At 62.1% G+C, this 24,203-nt stretch carries 23 protein-coding genes and 1 riboswitch; of the genes, 6 read left to right on the top strand and 17 right to left on the bottom strand.

What is annotated here, in order from left to right; genetic code table 11:
- Positions 1–175 precede the first annotated feature (175 nt).
- The 3 genes from ACT9T4_RS06790 to ACT9T4_RS06800 all read right to left on the bottom strand — a co-directional run bounded on the left by ACT9T4_RS06790 (position 176) and on the right by ACT9T4_RS06800 (position 5,451).
- Positions 176–1,543: a DUF1329 domain-containing protein gene (locus ACT9T4_RS06790; RefSeq protein ID WP_179537528.1), complete on the bottom strand. Its 1,368-nt coding sequence runs from the start codon at positions 1,541–1,543 to the stop codon at positions 176–178.
- A gap of 28 nt (positions 1,544–1,571) precedes the next feature.
- Entirely contained in the window at positions 1,572–3,542 is a 1,971-nt protein-coding gene (locus ACT9T4_RS06795; RefSeq protein WP_042555218.1) for a DUF1302 domain-containing protein, read from the bottom strand.
- A gap of 226 nt (positions 3,543–3,768) precedes the next feature.
- Positions 3,769–5,451, bottom strand: a complete 1,683-nt coding sequence (locus ACT9T4_RS06800; RefSeq protein WP_499116175.1) for a fatty acid--CoA ligase — start codon at positions 5,449–5,451, stop codon at positions 3,769–3,771.
- A gap of 168 nt (positions 5,452–5,619) precedes the next feature.
- Between ACT9T4_RS06800 and ACT9T4_RS06805 the strand changes: the two genes are divergently transcribed.
- Complete coding sequence (locus ACT9T4_RS06805; protein WP_499116177.1) at positions 5,620–6,795, top strand: acetyl-CoA C-acyltransferase; 1,176 nt, start codon at positions 5,620–5,622, stop codon at positions 6,793–6,795.
- A gap of 32 nt (positions 6,796–6,827) precedes the next feature.
- Here ACT9T4_RS06805 and ACT9T4_RS06810 read toward each other — a convergent pair whose 3' ends face one another.
- Positions 6,828–7,457, bottom strand: coding sequence for a LysE family transporter (locus ACT9T4_RS06810; protein WP_499116179.1), 630 nt, complete (start codon positions 7,455–7,457; stop codon positions 6,828–6,830).
- Between the two features lie 143 nt (positions 7,458–7,600).
- Here ACT9T4_RS06810 and ACT9T4_RS06815 point away from each other — a divergent pair, with 143 nt between their 5' ends.
- The 3 genes from ACT9T4_RS06815 to ACT9T4_RS06825 all read left to right on the top strand — a co-directional run bounded on the left by ACT9T4_RS06815 (position 7,601) and on the right by ACT9T4_RS06825 (position 10,543).
- Complete coding sequence (locus ACT9T4_RS06815) at positions 7,601–8,566, top strand: 2-hydroxyacid dehydrogenase (RefSeq protein ID WP_179537524.1); 966 nt, start codon at positions 7,601–7,603, stop codon at positions 8,564–8,566.
- A gap of 84 nt (positions 8,567–8,650) precedes the next feature.
- On the top strand, positions 8,651–9,649 hold the full coding sequence (locus tag ACT9T4_RS06820) for a methyltransferase (protein WP_042555213.1): 999 nt from the start codon (positions 8,651–8,653) through the stop codon (positions 9,647–9,649).
- Between the two features lie 61 nt (positions 9,650–9,710).
- A riboswitch (yybP-ykoY riboswitch) is annotated at positions 9,711–9,865 on the top strand.
- Between the two features lie 90 nt (positions 9,866–9,955).
- Positions 9,956–10,543, top strand: a complete 588-nt coding sequence (locus tag ACT9T4_RS06825) for a TMEM165/GDT1 family protein (RefSeq protein WP_179540002.1) — start codon at positions 9,956–9,958, stop codon at positions 10,541–10,543.
- A 53-nt stretch (positions 10,544–10,596) separates the two neighbouring features.
- Here the strand turns inward: ACT9T4_RS06825 and ACT9T4_RS06830 are convergent, their stop codons facing one another.
- The 5 genes from ACT9T4_RS06830 to ACT9T4_RS06850 all read right to left on the bottom strand — a co-directional run bounded on the left by ACT9T4_RS06830 (position 10,597) and on the right by ACT9T4_RS06850 (position 13,636).
- Complete coding sequence (locus tag ACT9T4_RS06830; protein ID WP_499116181.1) at positions 10,597–11,595, bottom strand: NAD-dependent epimerase/dehydratase family protein; 999 nt, start codon at positions 11,593–11,595, stop codon at positions 10,597–10,599.
- A 60-nt stretch (positions 11,596–11,655) separates the two neighbouring features.
- The gene (locus ACT9T4_RS06835) at positions 11,656–12,471 is read right to left on the bottom strand and encodes a M48 family metallopeptidase (protein ID WP_042555210.1); all 816 of its coding nucleotides are present in this window, start codon (positions 12,469–12,471) and stop codon (positions 11,656–11,658) included.
- Positions 12,472–12,538: 67 nt separating this feature from the next.
- On the bottom strand, positions 12,539–13,156 hold the full coding sequence (locus ACT9T4_RS06840) for an SOS response-associated peptidase (protein WP_179537521.1): 618 nt from the start codon (positions 13,154–13,156) through the stop codon (positions 12,539–12,541).
- Between the two features lie 37 nt (positions 13,157–13,193).
- Positions 13,194–13,454, bottom strand: coding sequence for a putative signal transducing protein (locus ACT9T4_RS06845; RefSeq protein WP_499116183.1), 261 nt, complete (start codon positions 13,452–13,454; stop codon positions 13,194–13,196).
- Entirely contained in the window at positions 13,454–13,636 is a 183-nt protein-coding gene (locus ACT9T4_RS06850; RefSeq protein WP_042555207.1) for a CPXCG motif-containing cysteine-rich protein, read from the bottom strand. The genes ACT9T4_RS06845 and ACT9T4_RS06850 overlap by 1 nt, the downstream gene beginning before the upstream one ends.
- A gap of 149 nt (positions 13,637–13,785) precedes the next feature.
- Between ACT9T4_RS06850 and ACT9T4_RS06855 the strand changes: the two genes are divergently transcribed.
- A complete protein-coding gene (locus ACT9T4_RS06855) occupies positions 13,786–14,952 on the top strand; it encodes a 1-acyl-sn-glycerol-3-phosphate acyltransferase (protein ID WP_042555206.1) in 1,167 nt (388 codons plus the stop codon).
- A 73-nt stretch (positions 14,953–15,025) separates the two neighbouring features.
- Here ACT9T4_RS06855 and ACT9T4_RS06860 read toward each other — a convergent pair whose 3' ends face one another.
- Positions 15,026–15,610 (bottom strand): YajG family lipoprotein, encoded by a 585-nt coding sequence (locus tag ACT9T4_RS06860; RefSeq protein WP_042555205.1) that lies wholly within the window; start codon positions 15,608–15,610, stop codon positions 15,026–15,028.
- Positions 15,611–16,436: 826 nt separating this feature from the next.
- On the opposite strand from ACT9T4_RS06860, the gene mqo reads away from it, so the two are divergent.
- The gene (mqo, locus tag ACT9T4_RS06865) at positions 16,437–17,939 is read left to right on the top strand and encodes a malate dehydrogenase (quinone) (RefSeq protein ID WP_499116187.1); all 1,503 of its coding nucleotides are present in this window, start codon (positions 16,437–16,439) and stop codon (positions 17,937–17,939) included.
- A gap of 155 nt (positions 17,940–18,094) precedes the next feature.
- Here the strand turns inward: mqo and rpoS are convergent, their stop codons facing one another.
- The 7 genes from rpoS to ispF form a co-directional block, all read right to left on the bottom strand.
- The gene (gene rpoS, locus ACT9T4_RS06870) at positions 18,095–19,105 is read right to left on the bottom strand and encodes an RNA polymerase sigma factor RpoS (RefSeq protein ID WP_042555202.1); all 1,011 of its coding nucleotides are present in this window, start codon (positions 19,103–19,105) and stop codon (positions 18,095–18,097) included.
- Positions 19,106–19,213: 108 nt separating this feature from the next.
- Positions 19,214–20,032 carry a peptidoglycan DD-metalloendopeptidase family protein gene (locus ACT9T4_RS06875; RefSeq protein WP_082045847.1) on the bottom strand — a complete coding sequence of 273 codons (819 nt, stop codon included), beginning with the start codon at positions 20,030–20,032 and terminating at the stop codon, positions 19,214–19,216.
- A gap of 91 nt (positions 20,033–20,123) precedes the next feature.
- Positions 20,124–21,053 carry a polyprenyl-phosphate transporter gene (locus ACT9T4_RS06880; protein ID WP_042555200.1) on the bottom strand — a complete coding sequence of 310 codons (930 nt, stop codon included), beginning with the start codon at positions 21,051–21,053 and terminating at the stop codon, positions 20,124–20,126.
- A gap of 22 nt (positions 21,054–21,075) precedes the next feature.
- On the bottom strand, positions 21,076–21,711 hold the full coding sequence (locus tag ACT9T4_RS06885) for a protein-L-isoaspartate(D-aspartate) O-methyltransferase (RefSeq protein WP_499116189.1): 636 nt from the start codon (positions 21,709–21,711) through the stop codon (positions 21,076–21,078).
- A 29-nt stretch (positions 21,712–21,740) separates the two neighbouring features.
- Complete coding sequence (gene surE / locus ACT9T4_RS06890; protein WP_042555198.1) at positions 21,741–22,493, bottom strand: 5'/3'-nucleotidase SurE; 753 nt, start codon at positions 22,491–22,493, stop codon at positions 21,741–21,743.
- A complete protein-coding gene (gene truD / locus ACT9T4_RS06895; RefSeq protein WP_499116191.1) occupies positions 22,481–23,539 on the bottom strand; it encodes a tRNA pseudouridine(13) synthase TruD in 1,059 nt (352 codons plus the stop codon). The genes surE and truD overlap by 13 nt, the downstream gene beginning before the upstream one ends.
- Complete coding sequence (gene ispF / locus ACT9T4_RS06900) at positions 23,536–24,009, bottom strand: 2-C-methyl-D-erythritol 2,4-cyclodiphosphate synthase (RefSeq protein WP_042555196.1); 474 nt, start codon at positions 24,007–24,009, stop codon at positions 23,536–23,538. Before ispF ends, truD begins: the two co-directional genes overlap by 4 nt.
- Positions 24,010–24,203 lie beyond the last annotated feature (194 nt).

Here is a 24,203-nt window from a genome sequence, read left to right on the forward strand (position 1 = left end):
GACTGGTGAGCCTAGTCGGTAACCCGGCGCTTTAGAAGCCTCCATAACCGCTCTGGATGATTCAGGATGCGTCCGGCATGCACAGGCTCGCAGGTCTCCCCCGAATACGATCGAGCGTTTCTACAGGCAAGAAAAAACCGGCCCTGAGGCCGGTTCTCTCTCCTCCATGCGCTGATCAGCGAACGCCGGACTGACGCAGGGCTGCCGGGGTGTAATCGCTTTCCTTGGCCGGATAGTCGAACTCGTAAGCACGCTTCTCTTCGTTCTTCAGACCCAGAGCGAGGTAACGACCGGACAGCAGGTCGTGGATGACTTCCACCGCGTACCAAGGTACCTGCTTGTCGTAGTAGTACTGCGCGTGGGCTTCGGCTACACGCCACAGGGTACCGCGACCGTCGTAGTGGTCGATGGCAGAGGCCTGCCAGGTATCCTCGTCGAGATAGAAGTCACGCTTGGCATAGATGTGACGCTCGCCCTGCTTGAGGGTAGCGGTCACGTGCCAGACGCGGTGCAGCTCATAACGGGTCAGATCCGGGTTCAAGTGCCCAGCCTTGACGATATCGCTGTACTTCAGTTTCGGCGAATCGATGCGGTAGCTGTTGTAGGGGATGTAGATTTCCTTCTTGCCCAGCAACTGCCAGTCATAGCGATCCGGCGAACCGTTGTACATGTCCAGGTTATCCGAGGTACGCAGGCCATCGGCTGCGGTACCCGGGCCATCGTAGGACACCTGCGGCGCACGACGCACGCGGCGCTGACCGGCGTTGTACAACCACGCCATGCGCGGCTCCTTCACCTGATCGATCGTCTCATGCACCAGCAGCACGTTGCCGGCCAGGCGCGAAGGCGCCGTTACCCGCTGCTTGAAGTAGAACAGGATATTGCTGGGTTTGCTGGTATCGACGTCCTTCATCATCCCGCGGAAGGCGAACTCCTCTTCCAGGCTGACCGGGCTGAACGAGCCATTGGCCTGCGGCGTCACCTGTACGACGTGGCGTCGAACGCTGGCGCCACGGTAGCGGGTGATGTGGTTCCAGATCGCTTCCAGACCGTCCTTGGGAATCGGGAAGGGGTTGGCCAGCTGGAAATTCTCCAGGCCTTCACCACCCTGAATCAGCTTGGTGTTGGTGGCATTGAGTTTGGCTGCCGCAATGATGTTATCCGGCAGATTCGCCGTACGGTGGGTTGGGAATACCGGCATCCGGTAGGTTTCCGGGTAACGCTTGAACATCGCGTACTGGCCCGGCGTGAGCTTGTCCTTGTACTGCTCGACGTTCTGCGCGGTGATGGTGAACAGCGGCTTCTCGTTGGGGAATGGATCGGCCAGGAAACCACCACCATCCACAGCCCCGGCATTGATCGGCAAACCACCGGTCCATGCTGGAATGCTGCCATCGGCATTGCCTGCTTTCTCCGCACCAATCGGCGTCAGGGTATTACCCAGCTTGGCGGCCTCATCCGAAGATACCGCCGCCATCACGCTGCAGGCCAGCAGCGACAAGGTCAGAGCGCCGGTCTGCAACAGTCTTTTCGTTGTGTTCATAAATGCATTTTCCTATGAATACGGGCGCTTAGAAGTTCATGCCGAAGCTGAGGGCGACGAAGTCGCGATCGTCCTGCACGCTATAGTCACCACCGAAGAAGTTGGTGTAGGCGAGGCTGGCCGTGTAGGTGTTCTGGTACTCGGCATCGACGCCCAGGCTGACGGCCTTGCGGCCTTCTTCGAAGTTGGCACCTGGGCCTGGGGAATAACCCTTCACGTCATGGGACCAGGCCACGTTGGGCTTGAGGTTCACGCCGGCGAATGCATCGTTGTAATCCCAGATGGCCCGCATGCGATAGCCCCACGAATCGGAGGTGGTGAAACCATCGTTTTCGCAGTAGCGGCTGACGTTCCGCGCATCGCCTGCACCGATGGTGCTAGCGTTGAGCGACTGGCAACGCCCGCCCGCCAATGGGCCTGGGCCGAATACGGGATCGCGGCCGTAGCGGATTTCCGAAACACTCTCCAGGCCGCCGACGTGCGTCCAGCCCACTTCACCGACGACGGTCATACGGGCTGCACCCATGACCTGGTCGAAGAAGTGAGTGAACGTGGTTTGCAGCTGGGTGATTTCCTTGCGGCGGTAACCGTGACTGTCCTGCCCCGCGACTGCCTGGATCGGCGACACGGATGGGTCGATAAGGGTCAAACCACCAAAGAGAATGTCGGTCGAGTTGATTTGTACGGGGGCATTCGGCCGGTAACTGATTTCACCACTCCAAGCGGTGCCTGTCGGCAACGTGGTGGAGAAGCTCAACCCATAAAGACGGATATCTTCAGGATATTCGATGAAGTAACGGCTATTGCCCGCAATCGCAGCAGACGCCAGACCTGTAGCGGCAGTCTGGAATTGGGCGCTGGAAAGCACGGCATTCCTGACCGCGGCCAACCCTCCTGGCGTAGCGCATGTAGCCCCGAGCGTCGCACAGCGGGCCGATATCAATGAAGTAGCCAGCCCGGTAGGCGCTGACCGTGCAGCAGCTACTGTTGCTGCGGAAGCTGCCTGTCCGCTGAAGATCGGCGCACGGCTGTGATAATTCATGAAATAGGCACCGAACTCGGTATCCAGCTCCTGCGCGTACCAACGCAGCGCGAGGCCGAACTGACCATCGTCACGGGCATCTCTGTCGGCACCGCGAGGAACGATCACCCCTTCGGAGGTGGTGCGATAGCCTGCGCCAGCCGCGGCACCGAACCCTGACAGCGCCCCGAGGGCAGGACTGAGAACGGCCAGATTGTCGCTACAGCCATCCGCGTAAACGTCAGGCTGCGAGAAGAAGGTGCCGCAGTTGTCGACGACGGTCTGGTCCCACTCCAGCTGATAGAAGAACTCCGCAGACAGATTATCGGTCAGGCTTTGCGACACGTAGAACATGTTGACCGGAATCAGCCCCTCCTTGACCTCGGCACCGGGACGGCGGAACGCAGCGACGTCTACCGGGTTGATCGCATTGATGCTGTTCTGGATGAAGGTACTTTCGCCCCAGCTGACTACCTGCTTGCCCAGACGCACGGTACCGGGCTGATCGGCAATGCTGTAATTGTGGTAGACGAATGCATCGAGCAGCTCGCCGCCAGAAGACTTGGCGCCTTCCTTGCGGTTGGAATCACTGATGTCCTTGAACTCGCGACCCTCGTCCTTGAGTTCGAAGTCGTACCAATACTTGCCACGTACGAAAACACCAGTATCCCCATACTTGAGTTCGAGATCGTGGATACCTTTGAAGATCTTCGAGAAGGTCTCGCCACGCTTGAAGTTCAACCGGCCATCGTCAGTGGTTTGCGAAAGCCCGTAACCACCGTTGTTGACACCGATCAGATTCTTGTCAGCTTTGGACGTCGACCAACTGGCCCCTACCGACAGCGACGAATCGAATTGTCCTTCGATCTCCCCGATATTGAAATTGACGGCGAATGCCGGGCTGGCGAGAGCTGATGCGAGGCTGACGGCCAGCGGCAGTTTTGCCAGACGCCAGAACGGCCTTGTTGTGTTGGTCATCGACGCTACTCCATTTGTTTTTGTTATGGCTGATTGACTATAGCCAGCGAGCCTTGCCGGGTGATCACCCGAAAGAGTGATTTACAGTGCTCGAGACACTCTGGCTCGCAGGTTTCGACGGATCAGTCCCATCCGTGACAAGCCAAGAATGGCTCGAATCCAGCAATTAGCAAGCCAAACGCTTGTTTGACTGATCAGTCACATTTTCGCCGTTGAAATTCGTGCCTTACAGGGTCGACAGAAACCCACTTCCTGCCGCCTGCCACTGCGCGATGTCGACGCGAATGCGCTTTTTGTCCAGCTTGCCCACACTGGTCTTGGGAACTTCGGTAACAAGGGCGATCTGAGTGGGAATGGCCCACTTGTTGATGTGGCCCTGCTCGACGAAAGGCTTGAGGTGCTCCTTGAGAATCCTCGCGTCCATCTCCTGCCCCTCCTTCGCCACCACCAACGCGAACGGGCGCTCGCCCCACTGCGGATCGGCCACGCCAACCACCGCGACTTCACGCACTGCGGGATGACGGCTGATCAGGTCTTCCAGTTCCAGGGAAGATATCCACTCGCCACCGGTCTTGATCACATCCTTGATGCGGTCACGAATCTCGATGAAGCCCATGGCGTCCAGAGTCGCCACATCGCCGGTGTGCAGCCAGCCATGAGCCCACAGCTCCTCGCTCTTGTCCGGTTCGCGGTAATAGCCCTGGGTCAGCCAGGGGGAGCGCAACACCAGTTCACCCTGGGTTTCGCCATCGGCTGGTAACTGCTGGCCGTCGGCGTCCATGATCGCCGCCTCGACCAGTGGGACTGGAATACCCGCCTTGATGCGGTAGGTGATGCGCTCGTCCTCACTGCCCGCCAGCAACTCCTCGTTGAGGTAACCACAGGAAATCAGCGGGCAGGTTTCCGACATGCCATAGGCTGCCGTGAGCTGGATGCCGCTGGCCTTGGCCGCATCGTAGAGGGTGCGATTCAGGGCGCTGCCCCCGATGATGATCTTCAACCCCTTGAAATCGTATCCCTGGGCACCCGGGGCGCCGAGCAGCATCTGCAGGATGGTCGGCACGCAGTGGGAGAAGGTCACCCGCTCACCCTTGATCAGCTTGCAGAGCATTTCCGGCTCGTAACGCCCCGGATAGACCTGCTTGACCCCCAGCAGGGTGGCGACATAGGGCACGCCCCAGGCATGCACGTGGAACATCGGCGTGATCGGCATGTAGACATCGTCGCTGCCCATCAGGCGGATGCTGTCCAGGCTGCCGACCGTGCAGGCCATGGACAGGGTGTGCAGCACCAGTTGCCGATGGGTGAAATACACGCCCTTGGGGTTGCCGGTGGTCCCCGTGGTGTAGAAGGTGGTGGCCACGGAGTTCTCGTCGAAGTCGGCGAACTCGTATACCGGGCTGGCTGCCGCGAGCAGGCTCTCGTACTCGCCGAGCAGGTTGGGAAGCGCTGCACGGCAATCGCCAGCGTCGGTCAGCAGCAGCGTACCGGTGACACCGGTGAGCTGATCGGCAATGCCCTGATAAAGCGCCACGAAATCACTGTTGACCAGCACGAAGCGGTCATCGGCGTGGTTCATGGTGTAAAGGATCTGCTCGGGTGACAGACGGATGTTGATGGTATGCAGCACCGCACCGATCATCGGCACCGCGAACATGCACTCCAGATAACGATGGCTGTCCCAGTCCATGACCGCCACCGTGTCCCCGGCCTTGACCCCCGCCTGAGCAAGCACGTTGGCCAGGCGAGCCACCCGCTCGGCGAAGGTCGCGTAGCTGTAGCGCAGGGTGTCCCGGTAGACGATCTCGCGGGTTTTCTCGTAGCGACAGCCGGAGAGCAGCAGGTGCTTGATCAGCAGTGGGTATTGATGGGCATTGGCAGCGGGAGGAATGATGCGGGTCTGCAGCATGGGCTCACCTGTTCTGGACTATTGTTGGTAGCGAAGCCTGAGTGTCTTGGCACTCTGGCCGACGGTAGCGCGGGCGCGCGCCCGTTCAATCAGCCGAAAGGATGATTCTGCCGTCATGCTGGAACCGCCATGCAGGTTTCGCCATAACCAACTAGAACGAGGTAGAGCATGTCAGAGATCGTCATCGTCAGCGGCGCTCGTACGCCCATGGGTGGTTTTCAGGGCAGCCTGTCGACACTCAGCGCCGTTGAACTGGGGGCTGCGGCGATTCGCGCCGCGGTAGCCAAGGCAGGTATAGCGCCGGCCGATGTGCAGGAAGTGATCATGGGCTGCGTTCTGCCCGCGGGGCTCAAGCAGGGGCCGGCCCGCCAGGCATCCCTGGCCGCCGGGCTGCCCAGTGCCACAGGCTGCACCACCCTCAACAAGCTTTGTGGCTCGGGCATGAAAGCCGTGATGCTGGCCCACGATCTGATCAAGGCTGGCAGCAACGAGGTGATGATCGCCGGCGGCATGGAAAGCATGTCCAACGCCCCGTACCTCCTGCCGAAGGCCCGTGGAGGCCTGCGCATGGGCCATGGCGAGGTCAAGGACCACATGTTCTTCGATGGCCTGGAGGATGCCCGCACGGGCCGTCTGATGGGCTCTTTCGCTCAGGAAACCGCAGACAGCCATGGCATTACCCGCGAAGCCATGGATGCCTATGCCATCGAATCGCTGCGCCGCGCGCAGCATGCCATGGCCACAGGGCTGCTGGCCGACGAGATCGTGCCCGTCACCCTGAGCACCCGCCAGGGCGACGTACTGGTGAGTGAAGACGAGCAGCCCCTGAGTGCCAGGATCGAGCGTATTCCTGCTCTTAAGCCAGCCTTTGGCAAGGACGGCAGCATTACCGCGGCCAACGCCAGTTCGATCTCCGACGGTGCCAGCGCGCTGCTGCTGATGAGTGCCGAACAGGCCACGGCGCGCGGCCTCAAACCGTTGGCACGAATCGTCGCGCACGCCACGCAGAGCCAGGATCCCAGCGAGTTCACCCTTGCCCCGATCGGCGCCATCGGCAACCTGCTGCGCAAGGTCGGCTGGCACAAGGATGAGGTCGATCTGTTCGAAATCAACGAAGCCTTCGCCATGGTCAGCATGCTGGCCATCCGCGAACACGGCCTCGATCACGACAAGGTGAACATATACGGCGGCGCCTGCGCCCAGGGTCACCCGGTGGGTTCGACCGGCTCGCGGATCATCATCACGCTGATCAACGCGCTGCGCCAGACCGGCGGCACGCGTGGCATCGCCTCGCTGTGCATTGGCGGTGGCGAGGCGACGGCAATCGCCGTGGAAATCATCTGACGCTCAGTGAAGCAGGAGCACTCCCGTGCTCCTCACTTCAGCTCGGTGAAGGCCAGCTTGATACCCAGGCCGACCAGCACCGCGCCCATCAGGCGATCGAACCAGTGCCCCATGCGGGCAAAACCATCACGCACCCGCTGATGGCTGAAGAGCATGGCCACCAGGCAGAACCACGATGCGGTTGCCACTGCCAGGTAAACGCCGTAACCGCCCTGAACCAGCAGCGGCGTGTGGGGGTTGATCACCAAGGTGAACAGCGACAGGAAGAACAGCGTTGCCTTGGGGTTCAGGCCATTGGTGACGAAGCCCGTGACGAAGGCCCCGCGGCGCGTGCGCGCAAGCGCTGGAGCCTGGTTCCGGGCAGCAGCCGCAGTGGCCGGCCTGGCGCGCAGTGCCTTGAAGCCGATGTACAGCAGATAGGCGGCTGCCAGCCACTTCAAGGCATTGAACAGTACGATGGACTGGGAAACGATCAGGCCGATACCCAGCAGCGAATATGCCACGTGAACGAAGATCCCCATGCCCACGCCCAGCGCGCAGAACACACCCGTGCGGCGTCCGTGCGCGACGCTCTCGCGCACCACGATGGCGAAGTCCGGCCCGGGGCTGGCCACTGCCAGCAGGTGGATCAGGGCAACGGTGAAGAATTCCATCCAGTACATAACGGCTCCGCATCGGCTTCAAACGGTGTTCGGCACTCGGCGGTCCGGTCGTGGCCCTCGCGGGTCAAGCCGCCGCCAGTGGCGTAGAGGTTCTGATAGGCTGCACTTTACCTCCCGACAAGAACGCCAGAAAGGTACAGCTGATGAGTAAAACCGGCCGCGCAGTATTTCTCGACTATCGCTCCCTCGATCTGGGCGACCTGGACATGACTCCACTGCACGAGCAGTTCGCCGAGCTGGTGCTCCACGAGCGGAGTACCTCGGAACAGGTCATCGAACGACTGCAGGGCGCCCGCGTGGCCATCGTCAACAAGGCAGTGATCGACGCCTCGGTGCTCGGCGCCTGCCCGGATCTCCAACTGGTACTGGTAAGCGCCACCGGCACCAACAATGTCGACCTGGATGCCGCCCGCAGCCGTGGCGTCGCCGTCTGCAACTGCCAGGGCTACGGCACCCCCTCGGTCGCGCAGCACACCCTCACCCTGCTACTCGCCCTGGCCACCAGCCTGGCGGAGTACCAGCGTGACATCCGCGCCGGTCGCTGGCAGCAATCGCCGATGTTCTGCCTGCTCGACCACCCGATCGTCGAGCTCGAAGGCAAGACCCTGGGTATGCTCGGCCACGGTGAACTGGGGGGCGCCGTCGCCCGGCTGGCCGAAGCCTTCGGCATGCGCGTGCTCTACGGGCAACTGCCAGGCCGCCCACCGCGGGCGGATCGCCTGCCGCTCGATGAGCTGCTGCCCCAGGTCGACGCACTGACCCTGCATTGCCCGCTGACCGAGCAGACCCGCAACCTGATCACCGCCCGCGAACTGGGCCTGCTCAAGCCCGGCGCTTTCGTGATCAATACCGCGCGTGGGGGCCTCATCGACGAGCAGGCCCTGGCCGATGCCCTGCGTGCCGGCAAGCTCGGCGGCGCGGCCACCGATGTGCTGACCCAGGAACCACCCCGCGATGGCAACCCGCTGCTGGCTGCCGACATTCCTCGCCTGATCGTCACCCCGCACAGCGCCTGGGGCAGTCGCGAGGCGCGCCAGCGGATCGTCGGGCAACTGGCGGAAAATGCCGCAGGCTTTCTGTCAGGCCAGGCAATACGTCAGGTGAACTGAGGGCTCTTCCGTTCTCCGTCGGCTTTGGGCTTGCAGCTTGAAGCTGGCGCCCCTACCCTTCGCGCTTTTGCCGGGGGAGATCTCATGGATCCGCGAAGTGAAGTGCTGCTGCGTCAGGCCGAGCTGTTCAACGGCCCGATGCTGCTCGCGGGGCTCCCGGCCGACGACCTGCTCGGACAACTGCCACACGCCCTTGGCTGGAGTTGGCACGCTGGCGACCACGGCCGACTCGAAGCGCGCTTCGCCGAACGCAGCTCGTTTGGCGTGGCCCCGCCGCAGGCCAGCTTCGACTCTGCCGTGCTGTTTCTGCCCAAGTCCCGCGAGCTGACCGGTTACCTGCTCGACGCTCTGGCGGCCCGCCTGCCAGGCGGCGTGCTCTATCTGGTCGGTGAGAAGCGCGCAGGTGTCGAGCGTGCGGCCAAACAGATGGCCGCTTATGGCACGCCGCGCAAGCTCGACAGCGCACGTCATTGCCAGCTCTGGCAAGTGCGCGTGGATCAGGCCCCTGCCACCCCGGACCTCTGCGCACTGGCGCAGCGCTACACACTGCCGCTCGATGACGGCCCGCTCGAGGTGATCACCCTTCCAGGCGTGTTCAGTCACGGCCGGCTGGATATCGGCAGCGCCCTGCTGCTCGACCATCTGGGGGAGCTGCCGAGCGGTCATCTGCTGGACTTCGGCTGTGGCGCCGGCGTACTCGGCGCGGTGCTCAAGCGCCGCTATCCGCACAGCCACGTCACCCTGCTGGACGTCGATGCGTTCGCCGTCGCCAGCAGCCGCCTGACCCTTGCCGCGAACGGCCTGGAAGCCGACGTCATCAGCGGTGATGGCATCGCCGCGGCGCCCTCGGAGTTGAGCGCGATCCTCAGCAACCCGCCCTTCCACCAGGGCGTGCACACCCACTATCAGGCCAGCGAGGACTTGTTGCGCCAGGCCGGCAAGCATCTGCGCAAGGGTGGGCAGATTCGCCTGGTGGCCAACCGTTTCCTCAAATACCCGCCCCTGATCGAACAGCATATCGGCACCTGCCACACCCTGGCCGATGCCGAGGGCTTCCGCATCTACCAGGCGCTCAGCCGCTGACGCATCGGGCCTGCGGCACAACGGCGCAGGCCTTGCCCAAAGCGCCCCACTTGGGCAGAATGCGCGCGTCCTAGGGGAGTAGTCTCCCGCGAGCGCCAGCTCGCCCGGCATGCATCAACATACTTGGTCGGTTGACCATGGTGCGTGCGACCCAAGACCCGCCAAGACGGGTCTGCGCAACTCGGCCACAGCAAGCACGAGTGCCGCGCAGGGTTTGACAAGACCTATGACACGAACACCTTACCCGGGGCGGGAAGGTTGTACGTGTCATAGCCGTGTCTACCCGCCCCTTTAGGAAACCTGATGCTGGAATCTCTTTTCGTTCCCACCCTGATCGTCGCCCTGGCGGAAATCGGCGATAAGACGCAGCTGCTCGCGTTGCTGCTGGCCGCGCGCTTCCGCAGGCCGTGGCCGATCATCTGGGGCATGGTGGTTGCCACGCTGGCCAACCACCTGGTGGCTGGCGCGGTCGGTAACTGGGTAGCGGGGCTGCTCTCGCCCGCGCTGCTCAGCTGGATACTCGCCGCCTCGTTCATCATCGTGGCGCTGTGGACGCTGATTCCGGACAAGCTCGACGATGACGAAAGCTCCAACCTGAGACGCTACGGCCCATTCCTGACCACCCTGATCGCCTTCTTCCTGGCCGAAATGGGCGACAAGACCCAGGTAGCCACCGTGATGCTCGCCGCCCAGTACCCACACTTCATCATGGTGGTCATCGGCACCACCCTGGGCATGCTGATCGCCAACGTGCCGGTGGTACTGGCTGGCAACTTCGCCGCTGATCGCCTGCCCCTCACCCTGATCCGTCGGCTGGCCGCCACCGCCTTCGCGGCGCTGGCGCTCTATGCGGCCTATCAGGCACTGCTGCTGAGCGGCCTCGTCGGCAAGTGATCGCCGAGGCCTGCTGACGCTTCACCGCGGCGGCGCCGAAAGGTCAACAGCCGCTAAGCCGGGCGACGGCGCAGATAGCCGTTCTCGGCGAACCACTGAATGCTGCGCTGCAAGGTATCGTCCACCGACTGGCGGGCAACGAAACCCAGTTCTTCACGGGCCTTGCGCCCGTCGAGGAACTGGCTTCCGGACATCAGCGCGATGGCCGTCTCATCGAGCCACGGCCAGGCGCCGGTGAGGCGATGACGCAGCCTGCCCCATGCCGCCAGACCGTTGGCCTTGTTCAGTGACAACTCTGCCGGCACGGCGACACCCAGCCGCTCGGCGATACGCCCGACCAGATCGGCCATCGGAATGTTCTCGCCGGTGATCAGGTAGCGTTCCCCCACACGGCCATGCTCCAGAGCCAACAGCAAGCCACGCCCCGCTTCGCTGGCATCGATCAGATTGCGTTGACCCGGCACGTAGCCGCGCATCTCGCCACTGTCGATGGCAGTGATCAGCCGCCCGCTGCTTGGCCCGGCATCCAGCTCACCGATACACAGGCCGGGAATCGCGATCACCACCGGCAGCCCGGCACGCGCCTGCTCACGGGCCTGCTGGTCCAGCGCCCATTTGGACAGAAGGTAGGCATTACGCGAGCGCGGCATTTCGTCGTAGAACAGCCCCTCATGCCCAGGCTGCCCCGATGGGTGCCGAGGCAGCGCGATGGCCGAGCCGACGTAGACGTTGCGCGTCACCTCGGCAGCCTGGCAGGCGTTGTAGAAACGCTGGGTCTGATCGAGCGCGCTGGCGACCTCGTCCTGCCAGTGGCGGGGCCGCTGCGGATAATAGCCAGCGCAGAAAATCACGCCGTCTACGCCCTGCAGGGCCCTGGTCAGAGCCCGCTGATCGAGCAGCTCGGCTGCCCGGCATTCTGCACCGAGATAGGCCAGGCGCTCGATGCGCGAAGACAGACGATGGACCAGTACCAGCTGATGCCCGGCAGCCTTGACCGCGCGCGCCGCGTGATGACCGAGCAGGCCCGACGCGCCGACGACGGCAATTTTCACGAACGACTCCCGCGCAGCCGAAAAACGGCTAGCCCAGGACGATCACGCACGCTGTCCAGATCACTTCTTCGCTTGCTGATACAGCGGCATCACCTTCGGAATGGCGGCCTGCAGGGATGCGATGCGGCTCGAAGACGCGGGGTGAGTGCTCATGAACTCAGGTGGCGAACCCTCGCTGGCCTTGGCCATTTTCTCCCACAGGGTAACCGCCGCATTCGGGTTGAAACCGCCACGTGCCGAGAGCTCCAGACCGATCAGGTCGGCTTCGTTCTCGTTGCTGCGGCTGTTGGGCAGGGTCATGCCGTAGTTCACCGCGGCATCGGCCAGGGCCATCTTGTCCGGTGTCACACCCAACAGCGCAGCGGCGCCCTGCTTGGCCAGGTTCACGCCATAGGCCTTGGACATCGCCTCACGGCCATGCTCGCGCAGGGCGTGGGCGATTTCGTGGCCCATTACCGCGGCGATTTCGTCATCGGTGAGTTTCAGTTTCTGGATGATGCCGGTGTAAAAAATGATCTTGCCGCCCGGGCCGCAGTTGGCGTTCAGTTCCGGGCTGTCGATCAGGTTGACCTCCCACTGCCACTGAGCGGCATCGGGCCGGAACAGTGGCGCCTGCTTGATCAACCGGTCGGCGATACGCTGCAGGCGCTTGGCATCCGCGCTGTTCTTGTCCAGCACGCCCTTGGTGGAGGCTTCCTTGAGCGTTGCCTGATAGGACTGGGCATACATCTGGTTGACTTCATCGGTCGACAGCGCACTGAACATGTACTGTTTGCGCTCGACGCCGACCGCTCCACCGCTGGTGGTATTGACGGCCTGGCATCCTGCCAACAGCAATGCCGCTGCCAGAGTGGTGAAAGACAACGACGATTTCATGCTGGATCTCCCTGAGAACTGAGCGACGTATGCTAGGGGCTGTTAGAGGTGCTCGCAAGCCGAGCGGTCAGGCGGGGGTCAGACACTCCGGCCCGTCGAGCTTCGGATCATTGACCAGGTTGCTCAATACCCGTTCCCGCAGGGGCTGCGGTGCCCCGACGAGCAGCGCCTTCAGCTCCTCCAGCGGTGTATCCGCAGCCAGCCAGCGCTGCTGATCCTGCGCATTCAGAATCAGCGGGCGACGCAGCGTGGCAGCGGCCTGAGTGACCATGGCAGTGCTGAGGTAGACATGCCCGTCGACCGGATAGGCTTCCCAGATGGCCGCGAAGTAAAGGAGCGAGTCCTGGCCGCTCAACCAGTAGGGGCGTTTGCGGGCGGCACCGCGCCACTCGTAGAAACCGTTGGCCGGGATCAACCCGCGCCGCAGGCGAAAGCCGTCGCGAAACATGGGCTGATCGACCAGCGTCTCGGCACGCGCGTGGGCTGGCGTCTTCGACAGGTCGGTGAGCCAGGGCGGTGTCAGCCCCCAGCGCGCCCGCGCCAGCGAACGCTGCTCGCCATCGGCACGCTGCAGGAGCACCTGAGCGCCGGGCGCCAGATTCCAGTGAGGCTGTTGATCAGCGGGAAAACCGGCCAGCGCCGTAAAAGCAGGCGTCCAGCGAAACAGGGCGAAGCGTCCACTCATGGGTGACCCGATCAGGAGGGAGGGACGCGCGGCTGCATCAGCACAGCAACACACCCTGGAAGTTATCCGGCTCGTCACCGGGCAGCGGTTGCGCACCATTGTACTCGGCGATCAACTGGCGGGCGCGCTCGCAATCATCATCCTCGACCAGCATACCCAGCAGACCACAGGCCGGCAGCTCGCCCACCGCGCCAACCAGGTGGCTACCGACCAGATGCGCCTGAATGCCCTCGCTGGCGAGCATGCCTTTCAACAACTCACCCTCCATAAGGTCCTGGGGCTCGTAGATCCGCTTCATCAGTCATTCTCCCCCCTTACGTCCAGTTGCCACTCCACACCATCGGTATTGAGCGAAAACACGATTGGCCGGCAGCACACTGGGCAGTCCTCGATGTACTGCTGATCACCGGCCGACAGGTCCAGCACGGCCTCGACCGGCTCACCGCAATACGGGCATTGATAGTCCTGGGTTTCCAGCATGGGGCGCCTCCATGTGACTTGCAGGGTATAATGGGCGGTCTATTGCTGCCTCTCGGGTCGGCTGTCGTCGTGCTCGCGGGCCCGAACGGCGGCGGCTCTCCTCGACGGGGCGCTCAACCTCTCAATCGCAGCGACAATCACAAGAGATCATGATGGGCGAATTCGATAGCATCCGACCCTACGCCGACGCGGAAATTCCAGCGGTTCTGGCGCGCCTGTTGGCCGACGATGCGTTCCTCGACATCCTTACCCAGTTTCGTTTCCCGCGTCTTGCGGGGCCATTCGGCTGGCTGCTCAAACCTCTTATAGCTCACCGACTGCGTTCGCGGTTGCGAGGCATCGATTCGGTGAGAGCCCTGCAGGACACCATCGAGCCCTACGTCGACCGCACCGTCGAGAAAGCCACCGATGGCGTGACCTACTCCGGGGTGGAAACCCTCAAGGCAGGCAGCGCCTATCTGTTCCTGGCCAACCACCGTGACATCGTCATGGATCCGGCCTTCGTCAATTACGCGGTGTACCACGCCGGGCTGCAGACGCCACGTATCGCCATCGGCGACAACCTGCTGCAGAAGCCCTTCGTCAGCGATCTGATGCGCCTGAACAAGAGCTTCATCGTACACCGCTCGATCAGCGGCCGCCGCGAGAAGCTGGCAGCCTACCAATTGCTGTCGGCCTATATCAGCCACTCGATTCGCCACGACGGCGAATCGATCTGGATCGCCCAGGCCGAAGGTCGCGCGAAAGACGGCGACGACCGTACCGATTCGGCGATCCTCAAGATGTTTCACATGAGCCGCAAGGACGAGCCGTTCGCCGAGGTCATCGGCAGCCTCAAGCTGACTCCGGTGTCGATCAGCTATGAATATGATCCCTGCGACCTCGCCAAGGCCCGTGAGCTCTATACCCGTGCGACGACCGGCAGCTACACCAAACAGCCGGGTGAAGACGACAAGAGCATCGCCTTGGGCATCACCGGCTACAAAGGGCGCGTACACGTGCATTTCGGCGACCCGCTAACCAGCGGCTTCGAAGACGCCAAGCAGTTGGCCGCCATCACCGATGCGCACATCCTCACCGGCTATCGCCTGTTTCCCGTGCACTACCTGGCGTATGCGATGTGGAACGAGCGCGATGCACAGCTCGATGTTCCCGCGGCCGAGACGCTGTTCGACGCCGCCGAGCTGGCCGCCGCCAGGGAGCAATGGCAACAGCGCCTGGGCAAATGCCCGAGCGAGCAGCAGCCCTATCTGGTGCAGCAGTACGCCATGCCGGTGCGCAACCAGTACCGCATCAAGGCTGGCCTGCCACTCTGATAACGCAGAATCTGCTAGCTCAGAAATGAAGAAGCCCCGACATGTCGGGGCTTCTTCGTACTGCGTGATCGATCTACTGACCGCTGAGAATCTGCGACAGCGTCGGATCCTTGAAGGTGCGGGTCAGGGCATCGCTCAACACGTCACTGACCAGCTTGGTGTTGGTTTCCTGATTCGGCGCCATGCCGAAGCGCTGGTTGAGAGAAGCACCGTAGCGGCCGCTGTAACGGCGATTGCTGTTCTGCACGTCGGCGCGGAAGGTGGCGGTCATGTCGGCTTCGGTGACGTACAGACCTTCCTTGGGCGACTGATACTTCAGCTCGGCCAGGGTCAGGGTCAGTTGCGGCGCGTTATAGGCGTTGGCCGAAGGCGTGAAGCCCAGCAAACGCACTGCGGCTTCGGCTTGAGCCTGCAGCTTGGGCAGTACGTCCTGGCCAGCGACGCTGATGGCGCTGGTTTCCGGGTAAAGACCGCCACGGGTCCCCAGAACCGGGGATGGACGGCCGTCAACGACGCGTACGACCACGGGCTGGCCCTGGCCAACGGGGGTCAATGATCCGATGAGCTTGGGTTGCGGGCTGATTTGCTGCGGGCTGTGGGCACAACCGACAAGAGCCAGACTGAGAGCGGCAACCAGACCAAACAACAGGCGATTCATACTCGGTTCTCCATGGAGGGGCGCATAAGGCGTCGCGAAGTATAACGAATCGACCTGCAATGGGTGAACGCGGTTCCGGTCATGTGCTCGTCACATGCCAGCGGTATAAGACTTTGGTCGCTTTGCACGATGGAAGTTTGTTTGATGCGCGCACTACTGAAAAAGGCTGCACTGCCACCACGCCCTCGGATTTTCGCCTGCGTCGATGAACACGGCATATGCCGCGCATTTCGCCAGAGCGCCCATGCTCCGGGGCCTGCAAGCTGGCACGAGGTCAACGAGCAACGCCTCGCCTGGCTCGGCTCCGCGCTCCCGGAAAGCGCCTTCACCTCCCGCTGAACGCACATCCGGGCGTTTGCAGGCAGAACTGCGCGTGCAATAAAAGTCACACGCAGCTGATCAATTCTCTCGCTTTCGCCTTATAATCGCGCCCCGATTATAAGGACGCCTCCTGATCGGCCTCGCCGTACCGCTGATGCACTTCGAGCCATCGGCAACGCCACAGAGAGTCGCCCACTTCGTGCTGCTCGATATCGACAGCCTTCCTCGCTCCATGCAGCGATTACCGCGTTTTCGCGGAACATCTGCCGCCGAGGATGGCCCAACAGGCACATGAACTTTTGAGGTTCGCGTTCCAAAAGAACGTGAAAAAACGGTTTCAATAACTTCACAAGAGTGTGGCGAACATATGAATCATCTTGCGGCAGGACAAGGCGACCCCCTCCCGTCACCCGGATCCCCAGGACAGCTCTGCAACCGCTGACAGGCGCATCTACGCCCAGGCCGAAGGCCATCGATTGGAAGCTGATTTTTTGGAGATGTGGTAATGGCGCAGAACGATTACGAAGCTGTAGATGTAGTGCTGGTCGGAGCCGGCATCATGAGCGCGACGCTGGCCGTGCTGCTCAAGGAACTCGATCCGGGCATCAAGCTGGAAGTCGTGGAAGCGATGGACGCCGGTGCAGTTGAAAGCTCCAACCCCTGGAATAACGCAGGCACTGGCCACGCCGGCCTGTGCGAGCTCAACTACACCCCCGAGTCGGCTGACGGTTCCATCGATATCAAGAAGGCGGTGAGCATCAACGCCCAGTTCGAGGAATCCAAGCAGTTCTGGGCTTACCTGGTCAAGAAAGGCACCTTCGGCTCGCCGAAGACCTTCATCAACTCGGTCCCACACCTCAGCTTCGTTCGCGGCCAGAAAGGCATCGACTACCTGAAGAAACGCTTCGAGGCACTGCGTGTGCACCATGCCTTCGAAGACATGGTGTACAGCGAAGACCGCGACACCATGGCCCAGTGGATGCCACTGATGATGCCAGGCCGCGATCCCGGCGAGCCGATTGCAGCGACCCGCGTGGCCAACGGTACCGACGTCAACTTCGGCGCGCTGACCAAGAGCTTGCTGGACTACCTGGTGCAGCAGAGCAACGCTCGCGTGACCTGCAACCAGCGCGTCACGGACCTGACCCGCAACGAGCACGGCTGGCGCGTAAGCACCAAGGACCCGAAGAGCGGTAATCACCGCGAGATCCAGGCCCGCTTCGTGTTCCTCGGTGCCGGGGGTGGTGCCCTGCCCCTGCTGCAGATGTCGGGCATTCCGGAAGGCAAGGGCTTCGGCGGCTTCCCGGTCAGCGGCCAGTGGCTGCGCTGCGACAACCCGGAAGTGGTCAACCAGCACCAGGCCAAGGTGTACAGCCAGGCCGAAGTGGGCTCCCCACCCATGTCGGTGCCGCATCTGGATACCCGCGTCGTCGACGGCAAGAAATCCCTGCTGTTCGGACCTTACGCCGGCTTCACCACCAAGTTCCTGAAGAAGGGCTCGTTCCTCGACCTGCCCATGTCGGTACGCCTCAACAACATCGGCCCGATGCTGGCAGTGGCTCGCGACAACTTCGACCTGACCCGTTATTTGGTCAAGGAAGTGATGCAATCCCAGGATCAGCGCCTCAATACGCTGCGCGGCTTCTATCCGCAAGCCAAGGCCAGTGACTGGCGCCTGGAGATCGCCGGCCAGCGCGTGCAGATCATCAAGAAGGACACCAACAAAGGCGGCATTCTGCAGTTCGGTACCGAGCTGGTGGCAGCCAAGGACGGTTCCATCGCCGCCCTGCTGGGTGCCTCGCCAGGCGCATCGGTAACGGTCTCGATCATGCTCGACCTGATTCGCCGCTGCTTCCCCGAAAAGGCGGCATCAGCCGAGTGGAGCAGCAAGCTGCACGAGATGTTCCCGGCACCTTCTGCGGTACTGAGCAGCGATGCAGAGCAATATCGTGCCGTGCAATCGCACTCGGATGCCCTGCTGCAGCTAAAGGAAACGCAGCCGCTCTGATCGGAAACAGGAAAGCGAGACGGCGCCCACATGGGCGCCGTTTTTTTTGCTCACCGAGCGAGCAGGACGCGCTGCGAACCGGTTTGCCGGAATCACGCGCCCAATAAAAAGCCAGTCAGCGGAGCTGACTGGCACAAGGCCTGGCAGGCCGGGGTTTACTGGAACAGAGAATCGGCGGAAAGGCCGTTCTTCTCGAGTATCTCGCGCAGGCGCTTCAGCGCCTCCACCTGGATCTGCCGAACGCGCTCACGGGTCAGGCCAATCTCCTGACCTACCTCCTCGAGCGTACAGCTCTCATGACCACGCAGACCGAAACGGCGCACCACCACCTCACGCTGCTTGTCGGTCAGTTCCGAGAGCCATTGATCGATGCTTTGGGACAAATCGTCGTCCTGCAGCAACTCACAGGGATCGGTGGGCCGATCATCGGTGAGCGTATCGAGCAGCGTCTTGTCGGAGTCTGGGCCAAGCGACACGTCAACGGACGATACCCGCTCATTCAGCCCGAGCATGCGCTTGACCTCGCCCACCGGCTTTTCCAGCAGGTTGGCGATTTCTTCGGGGGACGGTTCGTGATCGAGCTTCTGGGTCAATTCCCGCGCTGCACGCAGGTAGACATTGAGCTCCTTGACCACATGAATGGGCAGGCGGATGGTGCGGGTCTGGTTCATGATCGCCCGTTCGATGGTCTGCCGAATCCACCAAGTGGCGTAGGTGGAAAAACGGAAACCACGCTCGGGATCGAATTTCTCGACGGCCCTGATCAAACCGAGGTTGCCCTCTTCGATCAGGTCCAGCAGCGAGAGCCCGCGGTTGACGTAGCGCCTGGCGATCTTGACCACCAGCCGCAGGTTGCTCTCGATCATGCGCTTACGGCCGGCAGGATCGCCCTTCTGCGCCAGACGCGCGAAGAACACTTCCTCTTCCGGGGTAAGCAGGGGGGAAAAGCCGATTTCGTTGAGGTAAAGCTGAGTGGCGTCTAGCGCCCGGGTGTAGTCGATGTACTTGTGTTGCTTGCTGCCGGTGGATGGCTTGGCTTTGGCGCGCGCAGTGGTCTTGGTACCAGCCTGCTCGCCTGCCCCATCGTCAAGATCGATGTCGGGCTCCATCAGGAGCACTTCATCGTCGATGTCAAACTCCGGCGCTTCTTTGGTCTTGAGTGCCATTTTATTCTTCCGTCCCTTGCTGAGTTCGACCAGCAAGCCCCGATGCGCCGTTATCCTTGGCAACATCCGAGCCCGTCCATCCCACATGAGGGGCGAACGAGCGACAGATCAACGACGTGGCAGGTATTGCATTGGATCTACAGGCTTACCCTGGCGGCGAATCTCGAAGTGAAGCTTCACCCGGTCAGTTCCTGTGGAACCCATCTCGGCAATCTGTTGCCCGACTTTGACCTGCTGCCCCTCACGTACCAACAGCCTTCGGTTGTGACCGTAGGCACTCACGTAGGTATCGCTGTGTTTGATGATCACCAATTCACCGTAGCCCCGTAACCCACTCCCGGCGTAGACAACGGATCCACCAGACGCAGCAAGGACAGGCTGTCCCAATTCACCTGCGATATCAATGCCTTTATTCAAACTACCGTTTGAGGAAAAACGTCCGATAATCGCACCGCTGGCAGGCCATGCCCACCCCGTTGCCGAACGTTGAACAGGCTCCACGGGCGTGGTTGCCGGGGTCACGACGACCGGCGTCGAAGGCTGTGTGGTGGTTCTTGCCGGAGGCGCCTGAACCGGCGTGGTTGGCCGACTTGGCGTAGTCACTACAGGTGTGCTGGCAGAAGGGGACGAGGTCGCTACCGGCCTGCTCGAACTGCCTGAGCCGAAGCGAATAACCTGGCCAACCCGGATCATGTAGGGAGCGGCGATGGCGTTGTGGGCAGCCAGCGCTTTCCAGTCCCAGCCGTAGCGAAAGGCGATGGAGTAAAGTGTGTCTCCTCGTTGCACGCGGTATTGACCAGACGTCACCGGCTGGCGCTGCGCGGCAGCGTTGTTGCGGTCCACTACCTGCACATTACCGGAGTGCGAGCTGGCACAACCTGCCAGTACCGTGCTCAACACGGCCAGAACCAGCACATTGCGTAGCATGCCCGAGCAAAAGCGCCCTTGATTGGCTGTGAAACTCACCCGTATCTCCCTTGCAGACGGCCTCGAGCGACCCGTAACGAACGCCGAAACGTCAGACTTCTTGCAACTGGCGGCGGCGCGCCAGCCATTCCACACCCAGCACCAATACGATGGCAAAACAGCTCAAGGCAATGGCCAGCAGCAGTTGTGCGTCTTCGCCACTGACATCAGAGAACTGCCACGGCAGTAGATTGACCTGTTCCAGAGGAAACGATTCACCATGACGGTTGATTTGCCATGTAAGCGTCTGCTTCCAGGGCCATACCTTGACCAGCGAACCCAGCATCAGGCCAGCGAGGAACGCCATGGTCAGGTCGCGCATATGCGCCAGCAGCCAGCTCAGTGCCTTGGAAAAGGTCAGCAGGCCCAGCACGCAACCGGCAGAAAATATCGCCAGTACCGCCAGATCGAAATTCTTCACGGCACCCAGCACCACCGGGTAAAGCCCCAGCAACACCAGGATGAAGCTCCCAGAGATGCCCGGCAGAATCATCGCGCTGATGGCGATGGCGCCGGCGATGAACAGCATCAGTGGGTCAGCGGAGAGCTGCATGGGCACAGCGAGCGTGATCCACAGCGCGAACGCCAGCCCCACTGCGAAACCGACCAGCCGATTGGCGCGCCAGGCACTCACTTCGCGCCCCACCAGGTACACGGAAACCAGCACAAGTCCGAAGAAGAACGCCCACAGCGGTACCGGGTGCTCGCTCATCAGGAAACTGATCGCCCGCGCCAGGGTGAAGATGCTGCTGAGGATACCGAGCATGACGACCAGCAGAAAGCTGGCGTTGCAAGCCTGCCAGGCATCCTTGACGCGTCCGCGGAAGAACAGCAGGAGCGCTTCGGGCATGGCGGCAAACGAGGCGAGCAGCTTGTCGTATATACCGGTGATCAGGGCGACGGTGCCACCGGAGAAACCGGGCACCACGTCGACAGCGCCCATGGCTATCCCTTTGGTATATAGCAACAAGGTTTTCTTCATGCATCCTTCCGTATTGATTGAATCAGGCCAGAGGGCCGTTAAGCAGGGGCACGAACCGAACCGCGTCGAGTACGTGCCGAGAAAAACCATATTCCTCGCGAATGATCAGTAACAATTGCTGAACGTCACCTGAACCGACAGGAATGACCAGTCGCCCACCTGGGGCCAATTGATCCAACAGGGCCTGGGGCACATCGGATGCAGCAGCCGTGACGATAATGCCATTGTAGGGCGCCAGCGCAGGCCAGCCCTCCCAGCCATCGCCCCAGCGGAACACCACGTTGCGCAGGCTGAGTTTGACCAGTCGTTCCTTGGCCCGTTCCTGCAGGCCCTGAATGCGCTCGACCGTGAACACCCGCTCGACCAGTTGAGCCAGAATCGCTGTCTGGTAACCGGACCCCGTACCGATCTCCAGCACCTTGTCCAACGGACCGGCGGCGAGCAGCAACTCGCTCATGCGCGCGACCATGTAGGGCTGCGAGATGGTCTGGTTATGGCCGATCGGCAGCGCCGTGTCTTCATAGGCACGGTGGGCCAGGGCCTCGTCGACGAACAGATGGCGCGGTGTACGGCGAATCACTTCGAGCACCTGGGCGTTCGACAGGCCTTCATCGTAGAGACGCTGGATCAGGCGCTCGCGGGTGCGCTGAGAGGTCATGCCAATCCCGTGGCGGTCATGCTCCCGATTCATGTCATCAGCCCCTCCAGCCAGGGTTTGAGGCGATTCAGGCCATCCTGATAGGTGCGGTCGAGTTGCAGCGGCGTTACCGAGACGTAGCCCTGCATCACCGCGTGAAAGTCAGTGCCCTGAGCGCCATCTTCCACGTCGCCGGCAGCGGCGATCCAATAACCTTCCTTGCCACGCGGGTTGACCACTTTCACCGGCGCCGCAGCCCGAGCGCGATGGCCGAGTCGGGTCAGTTGCACGCCACGGATATGCTCGAGTGGCAGATTGGGCACGTTGACGTTGAGCACGGTGCGCGGCGGCAGATCGAGCTGCTCATGGGCCTCGACCAGCTTGCGAGCGAAATAAGCGGCGGTCGGCATGTTTTCGGCGGAACGCGAAAGCAGCGAAAAGGCGAATGCCGGGCGGGCCAGGAAACGGCCTTCGAGAGCCGCGGCTACGGTACCTGAATACAGCACGTCATCACCGAGGTTGGCCCCCAGGTTGATACCCGCCACGACCAGATCGGCAACGTCGGGCAGCAGGCCATGGAGTCCCAGGTGCACGCAGTCGGTCGGCGTACCATTGAGACTGATGTAGCCGTTGGCCAGGACGCACGGGTGCAGCGGGCGATCGAGGGTCAGCGAACTGCTCGCGCCGCTTCGGTCACCATCGGGTGCAATCACCGTGCAGTCGGCGTAATCGGCCAGCGCAGCATGCAACGCGGCAAGGCCCGGTGCGGCCACGCCGTCATCGTTTGAAATCAGAATACGCATGGGTTGTCCGTCTGCCCTGCAGGCAAAAGGTCGACGATTTCGCGCACCAGAGCAGTGGCGAAACATCCAGCCGGCAGGACGAATTCCAGTTGCAGAATGTCAGGCTCGGGATAATGCCACGTCAAACCGCTAATGGGGAGGCGCAGGATACGCCGTTCGTGCGCCATGCCCGCTTCTGCCAGCCATAAGGCCAGCTGCGCCTCGGCGTCACCGATGCCCTGCTCCAGATGTCGAGTGCTTCCAGCCGCTGGGGACGGGCCTTCGCCCCACAACGGACCGGTCGGGTGCAAGTCCAGCTGGGTCAACCGCGGATCTAGGCATTCGGCTTCACCGGCAGCGAAAAAACTGCGGCTGTCGGTGAACGCCAGCAGGTCGCCGGGCTGCGCCTGGTTCCAGGTGCCGGCGGCGACTCGCTCGGCCAATACCCGGTTGAACAGAAAGCTGCGCGCGGCCGACAGGACGCGAGAGCGCACATTGCGCTTTTCCGGCAGCTCCTTGCGCTCGGCGAAATGCCGGGCATGCGCAACGTTGCCGCCCTCGAAACCGAAGCGCTGAGCGCCGTAGTAATTGGGAATGCCCTGGGCGGCGATGCTTCTCAGGCGTTCATCCAGCGCCGCCTGATCGGCCTGCAAGGCAGTCAGGCGCAGGATGAAACCATTGGCAGCATGGGCGCCGCGCTGCAGCTTTCGCGAATGGCGAACCTGCTTGAGGATCACCAGGGATTCGTCCTGAGCCTTACCCAGATCGGGATCGCTCTTGCCGGGCAAATGCAGGCTGAACCACTGCCGAGTCAACGCCTGGCGATCCTTCAGCCCGGCATAACTGATCATTCGTACCGGCACTCCGGCGGCACGCGCCAGGCGGATAGCAGCCTCCTCGGTATTTAGGCCACGCTTCTCGACCCACAGCCACAGATGCTCACCTGCGCCGGACAATTCGATATCCAGCACTTCGTCGACCTGAAAATCCTCGGCGACGGCCTTAAGAACAGCCTTTCCGCAGGGCTCGCCATAGGCCAGCGGGCCGAGCAGTTCCAGTTCGGTCATGCGCTGACCAGCAAGGCCACGGCATGCACCGCGATACCTTCTTCACGGCCCACGAAACCCAGCTTCTCGGTGGTGGTGGCCTTGACGTTGACCTGATCCAGTTCGACCTGCAGATCCTCGGCGATCAGCCGGCGCATCGCTTCGATATGCGGAGCCATCTTTGGCGCCTGAGCTTCGATGGTGGCGTCGACGTTGCCAACCTTCCAGCCCTTGGCGTGAACCAGCCCCAGCACATGGCGCAACAGCACACGGCTGTCAGCGCCCTTGAAGTCAGGGTCGGTATCCGGGAAATGCTTGCCGATATCACCGAGCGCTACGGCGCCGAGCAACGCATCGGCAAGGGCATGCAGCACCACATCGCCATCGGAGTGGGCAACCAGGCCGAACTTGTGGGGGATACGCACACCGCCCAGGGTAATGAAATCCCCATCGCCGAAGCGGTGCACATCGTAACCATGGCCAATCCGCATGAACCGATGCCCTCGCAAAAAAGGCCGATTCTACCCGAAAGAACAACTGGAGGCGGACTTGCCCGGCTGCTGAAGCGGCCAATGGAATAAAACCCATTCCCGCCTAGCCATTTTCAGTGATCTCCATGTCGAGCAAAACACCGCGCTCCGGCACAGGTTGCTCAGGGCGTCAGCGCGCGACCGTACAGGCGACC

The sequence above is a fragment of the Pseudomonas sp. SZ40 genome (assembly GCF_052958135.1).

Coding starts and splice junctions, on each gene's coding strand:
- ACT9T4_RS06820 (WP_042555213.1), top strand. CDS start 8,651: ATGGATCCGCGAAGTGAAGTGCTGCTGCGTCAGGCCGAGCTGTTCAAC.
- surE (WP_042555198.1), bottom strand. CDS start 22,493: ATGCGTATTCTGATTTCAAACGATGACGGCGTGGCCGCACCGGGCCTT.
- ACT9T4_RS06815 (WP_179537524.1), top strand. CDS start 7,601: ATGAGTAAAACCGGCCGCGCAGTATTTCTCGACTATCGCTCCCTCGAT.
- truD (WP_499116191.1), bottom strand. CDS start 23,539: ATGACCGAACTGGAACTGCTCGGCCCGCTGGCCTATGGCGAGCCCTGC.
- rpoS (WP_042555202.1), bottom strand. CDS start 19,105: ATGGCACTCAAGACCAAAGAAGCGCCGGAGTTTGACATCGACGATGAA.
- ACT9T4_RS06790 (WP_179537528.1), bottom strand. CDS start 1,543: ATGAACACAACGAAAAGACTGTTGCAGACCGGCGCTCTGACCTTGTCG.
- ACT9T4_RS06845 (WP_499116183.1), bottom strand. CDS start 13,454: ATGAAGCGGATCTACGAGCCCCAGGACCTTATGGAGGGTGAGTTGTTG.
- ACT9T4_RS06885 (WP_499116189.1), bottom strand. CDS start 21,711: ATGACCTCTCAGCGCACCCGCGAGCGCCTGATCCAGCGTCTCTACGAT.
- ACT9T4_RS06850 (WP_042555207.1), bottom strand. CDS start 13,636: ATGCTGGAAACCCAGGACTATCAATGCCCGTATTGCGGTGAGCCGGTC.
- ACT9T4_RS06795 (WP_042555218.1), bottom strand. CDS start 3,542: ATGACCAACACAACAAGGCCGTTCTGGCGTCTGGCAAAACTGCCGCTG.
- ispF (WP_042555196.1), bottom strand. CDS start 24,009: ATGCGGATTGGCCATGGTTACGATGTGCACCGCTTCGGCGATGGGGAT.
- ACT9T4_RS06800 (WP_499116175.1), bottom strand. CDS start 5,451: ATGCTGCAGACCCGCATCATTCCTCCCGCTGCCAATGCCCATCAATAC.
- ACT9T4_RS06875 (WP_082045847.1), bottom strand. CDS start 20,032: ATGCTACGCAATGTGCTGGTTCTGGCCGTGTTGAGCACGGTACTGGCA.
- mqo (WP_499116187.1), top strand. CDS start 16,437: ATGGCGCAGAACGATTACGAAGCTGTAGATGTAGTGCTGGTCGGAGCC.
- ACT9T4_RS06855 (WP_042555206.1), top strand. CDS start 13,786: ATGATGGGCGAATTCGATAGCATCCGACCCTACGCCGACGCGGAAATT.
- ACT9T4_RS06810 (WP_499116179.1), bottom strand. CDS start 7,457: ATGTACTGGATGGAATTCTTCACCGTTGCCCTGATCCACCTGCTGGCA.
- ACT9T4_RS06880 (WP_042555200.1), bottom strand. CDS start 21,053: ATGAAGAAAACCTTGTTGCTATATACCAAAGGGATAGCCATGGGCGCT.
- ACT9T4_RS06835 (WP_042555210.1), bottom strand. CDS start 12,471: ATGAAATCGTCGTTGTCTTTCACCACTCTGGCAGCGGCATTGCTGTTG.
- ACT9T4_RS06805 (WP_499116177.1), top strand. CDS start 5,620: ATGTCAGAGATCGTCATCGTCAGCGGCGCTCGTACGCCCATGGGTGGT.
- ACT9T4_RS06860 (WP_042555205.1), bottom strand. CDS start 15,610: ATGAATCGCCTGTTGTTTGGTCTGGTTGCCGCTCTCAGTCTGGCTCTT.
- ACT9T4_RS06840 (WP_179537521.1), bottom strand. CDS start 13,156: ATGAGTGGACGCTTCGCCCTGTTTCGCTGGACGCCTGCTTTTACGGCG.